The organism is Geobacillus jurassicus NBRC 107829, from assembly GCF_001544315.1.
GTDB lineage: Bacteria > Bacillota > Bacilli > Bacillales > Anoxybacillaceae > Geobacillus > Geobacillus jurassicus.
On the sequence record NZ_BCQG01000046.1, the window covers coordinates 13,622 to 30,392 of the forward strand.

14 protein-coding genes and 2 pseudogenes are annotated in these 16,771 nt (G+C 43.3%); 4 read left to right on the forward strand and 12 right to left on the reverse strand.

Annotation, left to right across the window (positions count from 1 at the left end):
• Window positions 1–3: 3 nt before the first annotated feature.
• From GJ1_RS13125 to GJ1_RS13150, 6 genes are all read right to left on the reverse strand, one after another.
• Entirely contained in the window at window positions 4–339 is a 336-nt protein-coding gene (locus GJ1_RS13125) for a thioredoxin family protein (RefSeq protein WP_066233242.1), read from the reverse strand.
• Between the two features lie 294 nt (window positions 340–633).
• Window positions 634–1,266, reverse strand: coding sequence for a response regulator (locus tag GJ1_RS13130; protein WP_066233215.1), 633 nt, complete (start codon window positions 1,264–1,266; stop codon window positions 634–636).
• Window positions 1,244–2,266, reverse strand: coding sequence for a sensor histidine kinase (locus GJ1_RS13135; protein ID WP_066233218.1), 1,023 nt, complete (start codon window positions 2,264–2,266; stop codon window positions 1,244–1,246). Before GJ1_RS13135 ends, GJ1_RS13130 begins: the two co-directional genes overlap by 23 nt.
• A gap of 228 nt (window positions 2,267–2,494) precedes the next feature.
• Window positions 2,495–3,904, reverse strand: coding sequence for an MBL fold metallo-hydrolase (locus GJ1_RS13140; protein ID WP_066233221.1), 1,410 nt, complete (start codon window positions 3,902–3,904; stop codon window positions 2,495–2,497).
• Window positions 3,905–3,921: 17 nt separating this feature from the next.
• Window positions 3,922–4,461, reverse strand: coding sequence for a hypothetical protein (locus GJ1_RS13145; RefSeq protein WP_066233223.1), 540 nt, complete (start codon window positions 4,459–4,461; stop codon window positions 3,922–3,924).
• Window positions 4,462–4,475: 14 nt separating this feature from the next.
• Entirely contained in the window at window positions 4,476–5,675 is a 1,200-nt protein-coding gene (locus tag GJ1_RS13150; RefSeq protein ID WP_157068391.1) for an FAD/NAD(P)-binding oxidoreductase, read from the reverse strand.
• A 124-nt stretch (window positions 5,676–5,799) separates the two neighbouring features.
• Here GJ1_RS13150 and GJ1_RS17930 point away from each other — a divergent pair.
• Window positions 5,800–5,955: pseudogene (locus GJ1_RS17930) on the forward strand (UPF0236 family transposase-like protein); the annotation flags it as partial.
• Window positions 5,956–6,250: 295 nt separating this feature from the next.
• Here the strand turns inward: GJ1_RS17930 and asnB are convergent.
• Window positions 6,251–8,158: an asparagine synthase (glutamine-hydrolyzing) gene (gene asnB / locus GJ1_RS13155; RefSeq protein ID WP_066233229.1), complete on the reverse strand. Its 1,908-nt coding sequence runs from the start codon at window positions 8,156–8,158 to the stop codon at window positions 6,251–6,253.
• A 498-nt stretch (window positions 8,159–8,656) separates the two neighbouring features.
• On the opposite strand from asnB, the gene GJ1_RS13160 reads away from it, so the two are divergent.
• Window positions 8,657–9,547: a C39 family peptidase gene (locus tag GJ1_RS13160; protein WP_066233245.1), complete on the forward strand. Its 891-nt coding sequence runs from the start codon at window positions 8,657–8,659 to the stop codon at window positions 9,545–9,547.
• A 131-nt stretch (window positions 9,548–9,678) separates the two neighbouring features.
• On the forward strand, window positions 9,679–11,283 hold the full coding sequence (locus GJ1_RS13165) for a multicopper oxidase family protein (RefSeq protein ID WP_066233231.1): 1,605 nt from the start codon (window positions 9,679–9,681) through the stop codon (window positions 11,281–11,283).
• A gap of 162 nt (window positions 11,284–11,445) precedes the next feature.
• Here the strand turns inward: GJ1_RS13165 and copZ are convergent, their stop codons facing one another.
• From copZ to GJ1_RS13180, 3 genes are read right to left on the reverse strand one after another with little or no spacing between them, the layout of a single operon-like run.
• Window positions 11,446–11,649 carry a copper chaperone CopZ gene (gene copZ, locus GJ1_RS13170; protein WP_044731971.1) on the reverse strand — a complete coding sequence of 68 codons (204 nt, stop codon included), beginning with the start codon at window positions 11,647–11,649 and terminating at the stop codon, window positions 11,446–11,448.
• A 22-nt stretch (window positions 11,650–11,671) separates the two neighbouring features.
• A complete protein-coding gene (locus GJ1_RS13175) occupies window positions 11,672–14,068 on the reverse strand; it encodes a heavy metal translocating P-type ATPase (RefSeq protein ID WP_066233234.1) in 2,397 nt (798 codons plus the stop codon).
• A gap of 15 nt (window positions 14,069–14,083) precedes the next feature.
• On the reverse strand, window positions 14,084–14,395 hold the full coding sequence (locus GJ1_RS13180) for a metal-sensing transcriptional repressor (RefSeq protein ID WP_066233236.1): 312 nt from the start codon (window positions 14,393–14,395) through the stop codon (window positions 14,084–14,086).
• A gap of 137 nt (window positions 14,396–14,532) precedes the next feature.
• Between GJ1_RS13180 and GJ1_RS13185 the strand changes: the two are divergent.
• Window positions 14,533–14,853, forward strand: a pseudogene (locus tag GJ1_RS13185) (urease accessory protein UreH domain-containing protein); the annotation flags it as partial.
• 74 nt (window positions 14,854–14,927) lie between these two features.
• Here the strand turns inward: GJ1_RS13185 and GJ1_RS17935 are convergent.
• Window positions 14,928–16,181 carry a TlpA family protein disulfide reductase gene (locus GJ1_RS17935; protein ID WP_157068390.1) on the reverse strand — a complete coding sequence of 418 codons (1,254 nt, stop codon included), beginning with the start codon at window positions 16,179–16,181 and terminating at the stop codon, window positions 14,928–14,930.
• Window positions 16,182–16,303: 122 nt separating this feature from the next.
• On the reverse strand, window positions 16,304–16,771 hold a 468-nt coding region (locus GJ1_RS13195; RefSeq protein ID WP_167346120.1), incomplete at its 5' end, for an urease accessory protein UreH domain-containing protein.

A 16,771-nucleotide genomic window follows, 5' to 3' on the forward strand; every position in this document is an offset into this window, starting at 1 on the left:
GTTTTAACCGACCACCATTTTGTATATTTTCCCCACCTTTTCACGCAATAAATCCATATGCACAAAACGCGCTTCTCGAAAAACCTCTTTTCCATCGACAAATAAAAGTAAAACGGGAGCCGTGAAAACCGAAAACCGCCCGGCTGCTTCTTTCACATCGTCTACGACAACATGCCCCAGTTGAATCAACGGGAATTCTTCCATTAATTCTCCCACTTTCGGATAAAGCGCATGGCAAACCCTGCAACTTTGACTAGAAAGAAACAAAAACGCCAGCTCATTTTCATCAATAAAACGGTCAATCATGTCCATATTCGTTAACGCTGCAAATTCCCTCACACGAATCCCCTCATTTTCTTGCTTTTTCGAAACATCTCGGAAAAGACCATCGAACCACTTTTTCGGGCATCGTTGATTGACACTATTCATTTTAACTAAAAAAACACCTTCACACCGCTTTTTTGTTTCGAATCATGTTCACAAACAAAACGGGGAGTCGGAATAACAATCGAGTCCAACGATTGAGCGGCTGAGCAACATCGCTTGCCACTCTATCTATTCATCAGCCATAAAACAGGGAGCACATATCGGGCTTCTTTCTTCATATAGCGCCGCTCACTTTTCTACCGAGTACTAAGTTAAATCCGCAATATGATTTTTTAGCGCGTATTGAATGAGCTCATGTTTTTCTTTAATACCAAGCTTTTGCATAATGTTCGTTTTATGGTTTTCCACCGTTTTCGGGCTGATTTTTAACTTATTTGCAATTTGGTTGTTCGTATATCCTAAAAACGTCAGTCGAACAATTTCTCTTTCGCGATTGGTAAGCGATGATTTCATCTCTTTTTCCGCAAACATTTTTTCAAGACGTTCTTGCGGAATGTGTGTGCGATAAAATCGCTTACCGTGATATACCGCTTGCAATGCTTCGTACAAATCATTCGTTTGGCTATTTTTTAACAAATAGCCGTGAATGTTATATTGAATCGCTTTTTGTACATAGATTTCTTCATCATGCATCGTCAAAACAATAATTTTCACACCTCTTAATTCATCCATGATCGTTTTTGCGGTTGTAAATCCATCGAGCCCTGTCGGCATGGAAAGATCCAGCAAAACGATATCTGGATGATGCTTCAATGCAAGCGTAATCGCATCGCAACCGCTGCTTGCCTCCCCAACGACTTCCACATCGGGAAATCCTTCAAGAAGCAGACGGATGCCTTTGCGAATTAAATCATGGTCATCGACGATTAACACTTTCACTCTCTTCTCCCCCTTCTAGCGGCACACGCACCAAAATCGTTGTTCCTTTCATCGGTGCAGATGTAATGGTTGTTTCTCCCCCAAGGTGAAAAACACGTTCCTGAATATGTTTTAAACCAAGTCCTTCACGCTTTTCTTCAACGTGAAAACCAACACCATTATCTTCAATGGACACAAGTAATTCTCGTCCCGTCTGTTCAATCGAAACACGCACCTCTGTTGCTTTTGCGTATTTCATGACGTTATGCAGCGCTTCTTGAATGATGCGGTACACGTTAATTTCTATTGTTGGCGATAATCGTCTATTTACATTCGTTTGAAATGAGAACGAAGTGGTCGGCATTTTGAATTGCAGCGAATGAATGAGCGATTGAATCGTCGGAATCAATCCGAGCGCATCCAAGCTTTTCGGGCGAAGTTGTTGCGCGTATAGCTTCACATCTTCCATGACTCTCCCAAGCTCTTCACGCACTTCTTTGACGTATATGTGCAGTTTTTCATCTTGCACTCGCTGAATGATATTATCTAATGCGATGGAAATACTGTAGAGCGATTGCCCGACACCGTCATGCAATTCTTGAGCAAGACGTTTATGTTCTTCTTCTTTTGCTTCTGTTAATTTTTTCACCATCCACTTTGAACGACGCGCCTCTTCTTCTTTTTTCTTTGCCGTTTGATCACGCAAAACAAGCAAATAATATTTCGCCTTATCTTGTTCGAGAATGAGCTCTGTGCTCATTTCTACATCAATCCACTGTCCATGATCAGTCGGCATTTCGGATACAAAATACGGAACTTCTTCTGTGGCAATTAAGTAACACCGTTCTTCTCCTTCTTTCACTTTGCGTTGTTGACAAAATGAACAATACGGCACTTTTTCACCAAGTTGCCAACCAGTGAGCCGCTTTGCGGCTGGATTCATCTCAACAATTGTTCGTTCATGATCCATGACAATAATTCCATCTTGAATATACGCAAAAATTTTATCCAAAAATTGCATGTTCTCTCCTCTCTTCTCTTCCATTAATAACTCATATTTCGCAACCTTTGCATAATATACAAAAAATAACCCAAATATTCGCATAAAAATAAATTTTTATACAAATATTGTAAAATAAATAATTTTTATTCGATCAAATCAGGCTTATTTTGAATTTTTATTCAGGGTGCGAAATGTGAGTAATAACAAGGAAACAAGATGAAAAGAAAGGACTGACAACGTCAGCCCTTATGATGGTTTCACAACTGGAAGTTTTTCTCTCGTCCACGCTAAATATCCACCTTTTAAGTTGAGTACTTGCTTGAATCCTTTCGCTTGTAAAATGCTTGCCCCAATCGCTGAACGCCCTCCTGAACGACATTGAACGATATACGTTTTTCCTTCTGGAAGCTCATTGAGACGATCTGCAAGCGTACCAAGCATAATGTGCTGCGCACCTTCAATATATCCTTCATCCCATTCCGCTTGGCTGCGTACGTCAATGAGTTGATAATGGTCATCTTGCAAATATTGTCGCAATTGATGCACATCGATTTCTTCGTATTTCTCAACTTCGCCGCTTAATGCGACAGATGGCTCAATATAAGCAACAACACGATCTAACCCGATATAAGCAAGCGCTTTGCGAATCGCTTGTACATCTTCTTGACTTGCAATCAATACAATATCTTGGTCATAGTTAATGAACCAACCTGCCCAGTTTGTAAATGACTTGTTAAAGGGAATGTTAATGGATCCTGCGTAATGTGCTTGAGCAAACTGCTGGGATGAGCGAACATCTAAAATAAAGGCTCCAGCTGCTTTATATTCATCAAGTTGGTCGCGTGTTGACAACGCTGGCACTTCTTCTTCATTTACATACGCAGGGCCGATTTTGTTCACTTTCTTCATCATTGCAAAATATTTGGGCGGCTCCGGTTGGCCTGTAAGCAATAGTTTCACAAACTCTTCTTCATCCGCCACTTTCAGCGCCCAGTTGGTCAGCTTTTCATATCCAACCGTTGAAACAGGAACGGCACCAAGAGCTTTCCCGCACGCACTTCCCGCTCCGTGCGCCGGCCATACCTGTAAATAATCTGGGAGCGCTTTGAATTTTTTCAGCGACTCAAACATTTGGCGAGCGCCAACATCCGCTGTGCCAGAAACCCCTGCCGCTTTTTCAAGCAGGTCCGGACGGCCAACGTCACCAACAAATACGAAATCACCTGTAAAAATGCCCATCGGCTTTGTCGCGCCGCCGCCTTTATCGGTTAAGATAAAGGAAACGTGCTCTGGTGTATGACCAGGTGTATGCAGCACTTGAAATTCAACATTCCCTACTGTAAAAACACTTCCCTCTTTCACAAGTTCGTGGTCAACTTCATCTAAATATTCATATTTCCAATTTTCATCTCCTTCATCCGATAAATACAGCTTTGCCCCGCAGCGTTTTGCTAATTCTTTTGCTCCTGAAACGAAGTCAGCGTGAATGTGTGTTTCTGTTGCCGCAATAATTTGCAACCCTTCTTTTTTCGCTGTGTCGATGTACCAATCTACATTGCGACCTGGATCGATGACGATCGCTTCTCCTGTACGTTGACATCCAACTAAATAAGACATGTGCGCTAATTGCTCATCGAAAAATGAACGAAATAACATAATACATCCCCTCCAACTTATTTATGTTTGCTTGCTACATCAAGTAGCGTTTCTATATATTTCACCCCATCTTGAACGATTGGGTGTTTTAACAAACGGTACATGCGTAAAAGTGATACAGTAGACGAATCACGCTCGCGAGCAAAGCGCTCGTTCGTTTCTTTTAAAATGTCTAATCCTTTTTCGATTGGGACAATATGTTTGACTCCTTGCATCAAATACGCCATCGACTCGCGATCATTCATGACGCTTGTCACAAATGTAACGAACTCTTCTGCTTTTTGTAGCCATTGGACAAGCGTCGGCAATAATTGAATGAGCGTCGCAAGCGCCTCAAGGTGCTCAGTTGTCAGGCGAAATGGCGCTGCTTTTTCCTCAAATTCCGTAAACAATGCTTGAAGCGATTGTTTATCGTTTATCACATGTTGAACGAATGCCACTTTTTCTTCTACCGACTCCATCGCTTCTTTTAGCTGTGGAAGTTTTTCAATAAAGTAATGGAGTGCTTCACGTTGTTCATCATTTTCTAGCAATTGCAACACAGGTTCTAGTGACATCGTTCCGCCCCCTTTCACATCAATCCTTTTAACATTCCGTTCCAGTACATGATCGGCAACAAGTTCTTTTTCATTACATACATGCTCATCCGCTCTTTCGATTGATCAAACGGAAACGTTTCTCGTGGATTTTTATCGTAATCAAATTCAGCTAAAACGAGCTTATTGTAACCGGTCACAAGCGGGCATGATGTATAGCCGTCATAACGAGATTGTAACGGTTTTCCATTCATCAGTGCGAGCAAGTTTTCAGCAACGACTGGCGCTTGCTTTCGAATGGCAGCCCCTGTTTTTGAGGTTGGTAAGTTTGTGCAATCACCGGCACCAAACACATTTTTGTATGTTTTGTGTTGCAACGTATATGGATCGACATCGACCCATCCTGCCGCATCGGCCAATGCACTTTTCGCAATAAAAGCTGGCGGTCCCATTGGCGGTGTGACGTGAATCATATCAAAACTTAGTGTAAAGCGTTCATTCGTATCGAGATGTTCAAATGTTGCTTTTTTTGTATCTCCATCAATTTCAACTAACTCCACACGATATTTTGTCTCAATATTTTTTCGCTGAATGACTTGTTCGAGCGTATCAGCATATCGTTTCACAGCGAAAATATTTGGCAAACCAGAAGCAAAAATGATATTTGTATGCTCACGCACACCTGATTGACGGAAATAATCGTCAGCTAGATACATAATTTTTTGTGGTGCGCCGCCACATTTTACTGGTGTGCTTGGTTGGGTAAAAATCGCTGTACCGCCACGGAAGTTGCGAATGTTCTCCCATGTGCTTTGAACGTAATCATATGAATAGTTGCTGCAAACTCCATTTTTGCCAATTGTTTCTTTTAGCCCTTTGATTTGATCCCAATAAATTTCAATTCCGGCAGCTACAACTAAATAGTCGTAACGAACCGTTGAACCTTCTTTCGTTTCTAACGTATTGTTTTCTGGCGAGAATGTATCGACCGCTTCCTTCAGCCATTTTGCTCCCTCTGGGATGAGCGATGCTTGCTCGCGAACAGAGTCTTCCACTTTGGCTGCCCCGCCACCAACGAGCGTCCAAAGCGGTTGATAGTAATGTTTATCCGATGGGTCAATAAGCAACACCTGTCCATGTAATTGACGATTTTTTCTCAACAACCGCGCTGCGATTGAAATTCCTGCTGAACCCGCTCCAACAATGGCTACTTTTGCATCATACACGTTCGTCACCATTCATCACTCCCTTTGTATTCGAATTTCAAATTTGTTTTAATTAACTTAATTACATTGTATATGTAACAAATTTATATACCCATAGGGGATTTCCCTTATCTTTTTTTGACATAAACATGAAAAAGAGTGGCTTTCGGAACAAGGCATGGGCACGGCAGGAATGCGTCCGATGAGCTACTCGGAGGGCGTGATGAGCCGGCTGGCGTGCCAGGTGAAATATCGCCGCAGTTGGAAAGACCGAGGGCTTCAGACATTTCTTCGAGCCATGATCGCCAGATCATTGCTTGGCAGAACGATATGTAGTTGTACAACAAAACTATCAAACCAATATATGGTATTTTAGCATCTTAATGGAACAAGCATATACCAAAACCGGGAAAATTGCAAGGGCAGCGGAATGGAATTTTCTCTTCTGCCAACCATCGTTTTTTGTTCATATTCCATTCATAAAATCCTGTTTTAAAAATCAAAGCGGACCTGTTTCCCCGCTTTCGCTTCACTGGAAGGAATGAGAGTTTTCTCGGTTTAGATGATAAAAAAGCGTCCCGGTTGAGCCCGGGACCGCTTCCTCGCTACACCTCCAAAACGGACACTGACCGTTTCTCGTTTTGCATGGATCGGACAAAATCATACTTCTTTTCCACATAGACTTGATGCCAAATCATAAACGCCAACACCGTCCACAGCTTGCGGCTATGGTCCGCCTTGTGGCGGGCATGTTCATCCAGCAGCCGATAGAGCACGTCCTTATGGAACAGATGATCCGTCTCGCTTTCGTTGATGAGCTGTCTCGCCCAGTCATACATTTCGTTTTTCAGCCAGTGGCGAATCGGCACCGGGAACCCTAATTTTTTTCGGTTTAACACATGATCCGGCACAATGCCCTCGGCCGCTTTACGCAAAATATATTTCGTCGTGCCGTTGGCTGTTTTCATGTCAGGGGCGATTTTGGCCGCGACGTCAAACACCTTTTTGTCTAAAAAGGGAACGCGCAGCTCAAGCGAATGGGCCATCGTCATTTTATCCGCTTTGACTAAAATATCACCCCTTAGCCATGTATGAAGGTCAATATACTGCATCCGGTTGACGGGCGGGTAATGAAGCGTTTCGCGGTAAAAAGGAGCCGTCACCGCCGTATATTCGCGCCCCTCTTGGTACGTTTTGAGCAACGCCGCTTTTTCCTTTTCGCTATAGATTTTGGCATTGCCGACATACCGTTCTTCGAGCGGTGTTGTGCCGCGCTCCAAAAAGCTTTTTCCTTTCATCCCGTCCGGAAGCAGCTTCGCGATCATCCGCAACACGGCTTTTACGATGCTTGGCATTCGCGCAAACAGCCGCAACGACTCTGGTTCGCGGTAGATGTTGTAGCCGCCAAACAGCTCGTCCGCCCCCTCGCCGGAAAGCACAACTGTGACATGCTTTCTCGCCTCACGGGCGACAAAATACAACGGCACAGCCGCAGGATCAGCCAGCGGATCATCCATATACCACATGATTTTCGGCAATTCATCGATATACTCCTGCGGCGAAATGACATAGCTAATATTGTCCACCCCAAGCTTCTCCGCCGTTTCTTGGGCGACATCAATTTCGCTGAACCCTTCCCGCTCAAACCCGACAGAAAACGTCTTTAGGTGCGGATGGAATTGTTTCGCGATGGCGACGATGAACGATGAATCAATGCCTCCCGACAAAAACGCGCCGACCGGCACATCGCTGCGCATATGGACGCTGACCGAATCAAACAGCGCATCGCGGATTTGCTTGACAAGCTCCTCTTCCGATTGACGAATGGGCTCGAAGGATGCCTTCCAATAACGATGAATCATGAGCGGTTCCCCGACTTTTTTCTTGATATAATGACCCGGCTCCAGCTTGTAAATGCCGGCCGACATCGTCATCGGCTCAGGAACATATTGGAACGTTAAATAATGCTGCAGGGAATCGCAGTCCAACGCTTCCTGTCCCAGAGCCAGCAAGATGCTTTTCTTTTCCGAAGCGAAAAATGTGCGCCCTGCTTGCTCCGCATAAAAAAATGGCTTAATGCCAAACGGATCCCGCGCCGCAAACACCGTTTTCTCTTGCTTGTCCCAAATGACAAACGCAAACATCCCGCGCAGTTTTTCGACCGCTTTTTCTTTTTCCGCGCTGTAAAGGGCAACAATCGCCTCGGTATCCGAATGCGTCGCAAACGAATATCCTTTCGCCGCCAGCTCTTCCCGCAATTCAATATAGTTGTAAATTTCCCCGTTAAAAATGATCCAATATCGATCGTTTTCATAAGACAGCGGCTGATGTCCTGTCTCCAGATCAATAATGCTCAGCCGCCGAAAGCCAAAACTCACGTATTCATCAAAAAAATACCCCTCATCGTCGGGGCCGCGATGGGTAATCAGGCGGTTCATCTCCATCAACATTGTTTTCCATGTTTGCTCAATCGCTCTCGGGCGATCATGAATACAACCAATAAAACCGCACATAGTAATGATTGTCCCCCCACTTTGCTAAGAAGAATCGATGTATATACAGAACAAAAACAACACCAAAAGCTATTTTGTTCAATTTTCAAAAAAATTACATTTTTTCTTTAAAAGGATCTTCACCACAAAGTGTACTTGACAAAGAAAGACGATCATGATAAAGAAAACCAAAACAGCGTTTTTTCCTTTTTATACCACACATCTCTTTGAGCAACATTGCTATCATGTTTGTCTTTAAAAGTCAAGTACATCTTTTGGTGATGAACCCTTTAACATAAGAAAGAGAAAGATTTATACAATGACACTTTCATTCTAACGTACACAAAATCAAGTTTCAAAAACAATCTGTTTCCATTTTTTCAGGAAAACTGCTTGCAAGATTTTCAGTTTCCCCATATATTAACGATAAAATATGGAGAAAGTATGAATTTCATAGTTTCTGCATACTTACTTGTTAATATAAAAACAGCCACTTTTCACAAAGGGGTTGAGAATGGCTTGTTAGCGTTTATCCTTTTTTTGACTTTTCTCATTGTTTCCCTTTGTTTTGTTCTCTTGAGAAGACCTCTAAACGGGAGGATGGATAAACTGTCGCTCGGATTGTATATTTCCTGTTTCTTGCTATTGGCCGCCTCATTATCCTATTATGCAAGCTCGGCCCAGACAGGCGATGCCATCAAAGCCTTCGTACAGAAAAGAAACAGCAGAGAAACCGATCCGCCCCCCAGCAATCAAGCGAAGGAGGCGAATCGATCAGCTGCTCTTTCAAAGAAACAAATTCTAAGGACATCCGTCCTTATTGACGCTCCCCTTTTGTCTCAGCTTCCGGAACTGCCAAGAGGATGCGAGGTGACCAGCTTGGCCATGCTCTTGAATCATGCGGGCATTCGCGTCGATAAGATGACGTTGGCGAAACAAATCAAGAAAAACCCTACTCCATATCAAGTGAGGAATGGCCAAGTGTTTTACGGACACCCAAATGAAGGGTTTGTCGGCGATATGTATACGTTATCGAAGCCTGGATACGGCGTGTACCACAAGCCGATCAAGCAGTTGGCTGAATGGTACTTGCCAAACCAAATCGTCGACTTAACAGGGCAATCGTTTGAGATCATCTATACATACTTGGCCAAAGGCACACCGGTTTGGGTGATTACGAACACCACCTTTCGTCCTCTTCCTCCCTCTGCCTTTCGGGAATGGCAAACCCCGCAAGGCCCGATCAAAATCACGTACCGGGAACATGCGGTGCTCATTACGGGATATGATGAGCAGTATATTTATTTCAATGATCCATTGACCGCTGTCAAAAACCAAAAAGCGCCGAAACAAGACTTTATCGACGCTTGGGTTCAAATGGGACGGCAAGCGATTACCTACCACCGTTAGACATCGGTGAATCCGAATCGCCTGCTTTTTTTTTTACATTGCAGTCTCTCGATTTTCTCCATACATTTTGCACATCTATTTTTTATCATATAGTTGCATCTCGCACTACAAGCTTAAGGAGGGAAAACGACATGAAGAAATGGCTGCTTGGCGCCATTTTCGCAGGAGTAGTAGCGATTGGCGCAGCTTGCTCAAATCCATCTTCAATGCAGGGACATGACATGTCCAACATGAATATGAAAAAAGAAAATACTTCCGCAGAAACGAGCAAGCAGCAATTGCCTTTAGCAACCAATACAGAAGTATTATCTGGGAAAGAAATTCACCTTACTGCGAAGGAAGCATTATTACCCATCAATGATCAAGTCAAGCTCCCGGTATACACGTATAATGGATCCGTGCCTGGTGCACAAATCCGCGTGAAGCAAGGGGAAAAAGTGAAAGTTGTGTTAAAAAATGAATTGCCAGAACCGGTTACCATTCACTGGCACGGCTATCCTGTTCCAAATAATCAAGATGGAGTACCGGGTGTCACAATGGACGCCATTAAACCGGGTGAAACGTTTACGTATGAATTTACCGCAACCGTGCCGGGGACGTATTGGTATCATTCCCATCAAAAAAGCGCAGAGCAAGTGGACAAAGGATTGTACGGCACGTTGATTGTAGAACCGAAAAATGAAGAAAAAGTCGATCGAGATTACACGCTTGTATTAGATGAATGGATGAGCAATCCGAATGCGGAAAACGAAAACAATATGAATATGAACGGAAATATGGATATGAGCGGCATGGATCATAGTAATATGAATAATGGAAATAGCTCTGATCATCAACAAATGGATATGAGCAACATGGGACATAACATGAATATGTACGATCTTTTCACGATTAACGGAAAAAGCGGAGCGGCTATTGAACCGTTAAAAGTGAAAAAAGGCGAAAAAGTGCGACTTCGTCTTGTCAATGCAGGGTACATGTCCCACAAGCTTCATTTGCATGGACATGAGTTTAAAATTGTCGCAACAGACGGGCAACCGTTAAAGAACCCGCAACCAATCAAAGATGAACTGTTGAATATCGCTCCGGGTGAGCGCTACGACATTGAGTTTATCGCCAATAACCCGGGTGAATGGTTACTAGAATGTCACGGCAATATGAAAGGTACCGATGGCATGAAAGTGAAAATTCAATACGAAGGACAAGCAAACAATACGGACAAAGCAAATGCAAAAGAAAACCTCCCTGTCGTGGATATGACAACATATGGAAAATATGAAACAGGTCCATTTACGTTAGACCAAAAATATGATGTAGAGTACACAATGGATTTAGGAACGGCCATGGGCAAAAATGGCATGATTTTCACGATTAATGGGAAAACGTATCCTGACACGGCGCCGATCAATGTGAAGACAGGAGATTTAGTAAAAGTAAAAATAGTGAACAATTCACCGATGGATGTCCATCCGATGCATTTACACGGACATTTCTTCCAAGTGTTAAGCAAAAACGGCAAGCCAGTCACAGGCTCTCCATTGATTAAGGATTCCTTAAATGTAAACCCTGGTGAAGAATATGTCGTCGCATTTAAAGCGGATAATCCGGGAAATTGGATGTTCCATTGCCATGACTTGCACCATGCCTCAGCGGGAATGGTTACTGAAGTCAAATATGCCGATTACAAATCGGACTATACTCCAGATCCGAATGACACAACCAATAAAGGTGAATAAGAAAGGGAACCCCCTCCAATAAAAATGCTGGAGGGGGTTTTTACTTCTCAATTTTTTCTGCAGCAGCCAGAATATCTTGTAAAAAACGCTAGGCTCTCTCTGCATACTTAGCACTCCTTAAAAAGAAGAGTGTCCCATCATTTTGGGGACACCCTCTTTATGTTACTTCACATCATACCCTTGCTCTTCAATCGCTTCTTTCAGTTTTTCTACGCTGACCTTTGTTTCATCATAATCCACATCAACCGTACCTTCTTGCAAATGCACCTCTACACGGTTGACGCCATCCAACGCTTGAAGTGCATTCGTCACAGCCGCTTTGCAATGTCCGCATGTCATTCCTTGTACTTGTAATGTAATCGTCATCATCCATTCCTCCTTAAAATTTTTATATTTTCACGCGTTTCAAACGAAGCGCGTTTGTCACAACCGATACAGAGCTAAATGCCATCGCTGCCCCAGCGATCCATGGTTCCAATAACCCAGCAGCGGCTACAGGAATGCCAACTGTATTATAGAACAAAGCCCAGAACAGATTTTGCCGAATGTTTTTCATCGTTTGGCGGCTCAACTCAATGGCTTTCGGGATATGGCGTAAATCGCCGCCGACCAAGGTCACATCAGCTGTCTCGATGGCGACGTCGGCTCCCGTGCCAATCGCCATCCCAATATCCGCTTTTGCCAAAGCCGGCGCATCGTTAATCCCATCGCCGACCATCGCCACTCGTTTCCCTTGTTGCTGCAATTCCTCGACGATGTTCGCTTTGTCTTCCGGGAGCACCTCGGCGTACACATGCTCAATGCCTACTTCATTGGCGATCGCTTCAGCCGTCCGCTGATTGTCCCCTGTCGCCATATATACATCGATGCCCATTTGTTTTAATGTTTGAATCGCTTCTTTAGAGCTTTCTTTCACCGTATCCGCGACCGCAATGATGCCGGCAAGCTCTCCATCGATGGCCACAAGCATAGCAGTTTTTCCTTGTTTTTCAAGTTCTACCATTTTGTCTTCGTGCACGGAAATCTCTACAGAACGTTCCTTCATCAGTTTTCGCGTTCCAACAAGGACGTTTTTTCCGTCAACAACAGCTTCAATTCCGTGGCCGGTAATGGCGGAAAAGCGTTCCAACGTTTTTGGCGAAATCGCCTGTTTCTTCCCGTATTCAACAATCGCATGAGCCAGCGGATGCTCCGAAGCGCTCTCGGCGGAAACCGCATAATCGAGCATGTCCTCTCGGAAGGCCAGCACATCGGTGACTTCCGGTTTTCCTTTTGTCACCGTTCCTGTTTTATCGAGTAATACTGCATTGATTTTATGCGTTCCCTCTAGGTACTCACCTCCTTTAAAGAGAATTCCCTGTTCTGCCCCTTTGCCGGTGCCGACCATAATCGATGTCGGTGTGGCCAAACCGAGCGCACAAGGGCACGCGATGACAAGAACGGCGATGGCCGCCTCAAGCGCTTTCGCCAAATCGCCCGGCGCAGCAAAGAAGTACCAGATCATAAATGCAACAACCGCAATTCCTACAACAATTGGTACGAAAATACCCGCCAGGACATCCGCCATCCGCTGAATCGGAGCTTTCGAACCTTGCGCCTCTTCGACGATTTTAATGATATTGGCAAGTGCTGTATCTTTCCCTACTTTTTCTGCTCGAATGGTCAGTACACCATTTGTATTAATGGTCGCCCCGATCACATAGTCGCCTTCCTTCTTATCAACCGGAATTGATTCACCGGTAATCATCGATTCGTCTACGGAGGATGCGCCGGCGATGACCGTACCGTCCACCGGGATTTTTTCACCTGGCTTGACAAGGATCGTATCGCCGATCACCACTTCCTCGAGCGGAACTTTTATTTCTTCCCCATTACGGATGACAGTAGCTTCTTTTGCCTGCAAGCTCAACAGCTTAGAAATGGCTTCTGTTGTTCGCCCTTTTGCAAGAGCTTCAAAGTATTTTCCGACAAGCACAAGCGTAATCAAGACGGCGCTCGTTTCAAAATACAACCTTGGCATATATTGAGGATTCCCAAGCGTTCGCAACGCTTCATACAAGCTGTAAACGTACGCGGCCGATGTCCCCAGCGCCACGAGGACGTCCATGTTGGCGCTCTTGTTTCGCAACGCCCGGTACGCCCCTACATAGAAAGGACCGCCGATGTAGAACTGAACAGGTGTAGCTAAAAGAAGCTGAAACCACGGATTCATCAAGAGCTGCGGCATCGGCAAACCAATAGCAAACGGCATATGGGCAAGCATCGTATAAAGCAGCGGCAACGATAAGAGGATCGAAATGGCGAGTCGCCGCTGCTTCTGTTTCAACTGCTCTTCTTTCCGCCCGGCATCTTTTTGTTCTTCGTTTCGAATTTGCCCCCTGTACCCAAGCTTTTTGATTTTCTCTAAAATGTCTTCGACAGATGTAACACCCTCCTTGTATTCGACCACCGCGCTGTTTGTCGCCAAGTTGACAGCAGCGCTTGTCACACCTTCCATCCGATTTAACCCTTTTTCAATCCGCGTCGCACAGGCCGCACATGTCATTCCTTCAATATCAAGCGTCACTTTTTCCGTCGCAACGCCATACCCCAAATTCTCAATTTTCGTTTCGATATCGGCGATCGTTTGTTTTGATGGATCATATTTAATCGTTGCTTTTTCCATTGCCAAATTGACATTGGCTTCTACGCCATCCATCTTATTCAATACTTTCTCAATCCGATTGGCGCACGCGGCGCATGTCATGCCGGTCACCTTCATTGTCACAGTTCTTTGTTCACTCATCCATCTTTTCCTCCCTTACTTTGAGAATTGCTTAATGACATCCATTAATTCGCGAATCGATTCGTCCCCGCTCCCTTCGCGGATCGCTTTAGACACACAATGGCTGACATGACGTTCTAACAAGTTCAATCCTACTTTATTTAACGCTGCCGTGATCGCTGAAATTTGCACTAAAATATCAATACAATAACGATTGTCCTCCACCATTTTTTGCACACCGCGCACTTGTCCTTCAATGCGCTTCAAGCGCTTGATGATGCTTTCGATTTCCTGTTCCGTTCGTGGAACCATTTTTTTATCCATATTATGATCTTCATAATGGTTCATCAAACATCACCTCTTTTAATTACATTATACCGGTAATGGGTATAAAACGCAACAGAGATACCTTATACAAATCATGTTCACCACAAAACCGTAATCAATACCTGTGCAGGAAAAAACCCGCTTTCCACAAAAAATTCACAATTTTAATTGGCATAGGATTCGCTGCGGGCTGGACTCCCTGCACAGGTCCAATTCTTGTATCAGTGATCGCGTTGGCGGCTACCAAACCGAGTGCAGCCATGTTATATACGTTCGCCTATGTATTAGGGTTTGCCGCACCTTTTTTCATCATGTCGTTTTTTATCGGCAAGTTAAATTGGATAAAAAAATATAACACTGTCATCGTCAGAGTCGGGGGAATTCTGATGGTTATCATGGGAATTATGCTGTTTTTTGATTGGATGACAAAGATTATCATCTTTTTTACCGATTTGTTTGGAGGATTCACAGGTTTTTAATATCAAAAATATCCTACTGAGTGGATAGTCACAATTCCTGTCACTTCCACTCAGCAGGAACCATCATTTACCTTTTATTGAATTCCTGAAATCATGCGATCCATCGTTTCATAAGACATAGGACCTATATATTTATTTCTGATAACTCCATTTTTATCAATGATATACGAGGTAGGAATCGTTATTGCGCCATATAGATTTCCAATGTCTCCTTGCTCATCAAGCACAACTTTAAATGTGATCCCTTTCGCTTCCACAAAATCGCTCACCGCATTAGAACCTCTTTCGCTATTCGTCAAGTTGACTGCCAAAATTTCTACATTGCTATCTTTATTGTTTTCGTAGAACTTTTGCATTTCCGGCATTTCAGCTCTGCAAGGCGGACACCAAGTAGCCCAAAAATTCAATATCACCGTTTTTCCACGCAAATCAGACAATTGTATGTTGTCGCCTGTAATTGAACGCAATTCAAAATCTAGGGCAATTTCTCCTTTATTCGTACCGATTTTTCCCGAATCCAATGAAGTAGATAGAACCGATTTTGATTTAACTTTTCCCACTTCATGTTGACTGTTAAAAATAGAAGATACAGCAATACTTACCACCATCACACCTAAAGCCAGTTGATTAGCCGTCCTTCCCCGTCCTTTATTCCTCTCCTCAAGAACTTCTTCTCTTTCTCGCCTCTCTAACCAATATGAAATACATATAAAAACGATAACGAGAGATCCATACAACCATACTTCTTTTGATACGATTCCTGTATTTACAAAATATTTTTTATACAGGGCTAGTTCGAATTGAATGAGATGGAACCATATAAGAAGTTGCAATAAAGTTTTTTGAGCTTTGACTCGTGATGCTACTATAAAAAAACAAATCGCTGCTATTGCTTGCAAAATGATGAAATAATTTTGGGAATTTTCCATTACTCGGATCCATGCAAAGGTGCTAAAATAGCCAAAATATGCTGGAACCATTGCCCGCGTATAAGAAACCACAGGAATATTCTGCTTTTTTACATATAACCAAGTATAGACCGTGATAAAAACAATCGCCATACTAATGCCAACATATCCCCCGTTAAAATAAAGGATTGTCATCGGATTTTGTAAAACTGAATTCGGATGTAAAACGACATAACTAAATTTCCAAATGAGTACACCGTTAATAAAACTGTTAAAAATTAAATCCATGATGTTTCGTTCTATTTTTAATACTTTAATACCATAATAAAACATGACATAACTTATCAATAAGCCGCTGATAAGCAAAAGATTTTCGCCCTGAACGACTATATTGCCGAATTGCAATATACATTCCCCCAAAATTCATATTTCTATCGGTATTAGAAAGGATTCTTCTTTGCGACTAAAAAAATACAACTATAACTACATCACCCTAACCATCTTGAAACGTTCTTCCAAACATTGTTACTGCATCATCTTCTTTAAAACCAATAAGTGATGGTATCTAACACGCCAAGCAATACCATCACAATTCCAGCGGTTTGCTGAATGAGCTTCCCTACCCGTCTTCCTTTTTTCATGACAGTACCGCTCAATCCTAAGTACCAAAGGATGAGGATGAATAAAATAACCGGTACAGAAGTTCCGACGGCAAAGACGCTCGGCAACAACACTCCATAAGACGTTGAGTATACGAGAGGCATTAGAGTAACAAAAAATAGAACAAACATCGTTGGACAAAAAGCCAACGAAAAGCCAAATCCCATGAAAAACGAACCGATTTTTCCTTTTGTCCATCTCTCCGGCACTCTGAACAAAGTGACATTCCAATACATTTTAAAAAGCCCTAACAAATACAAGCCTACGAGAACAAGAATCGGACCAATCAGCTTTCTTAACCATGGAAAGTATAGTGTCAGTGTACTTTGAATCTCCTTCCCCATCAGCCT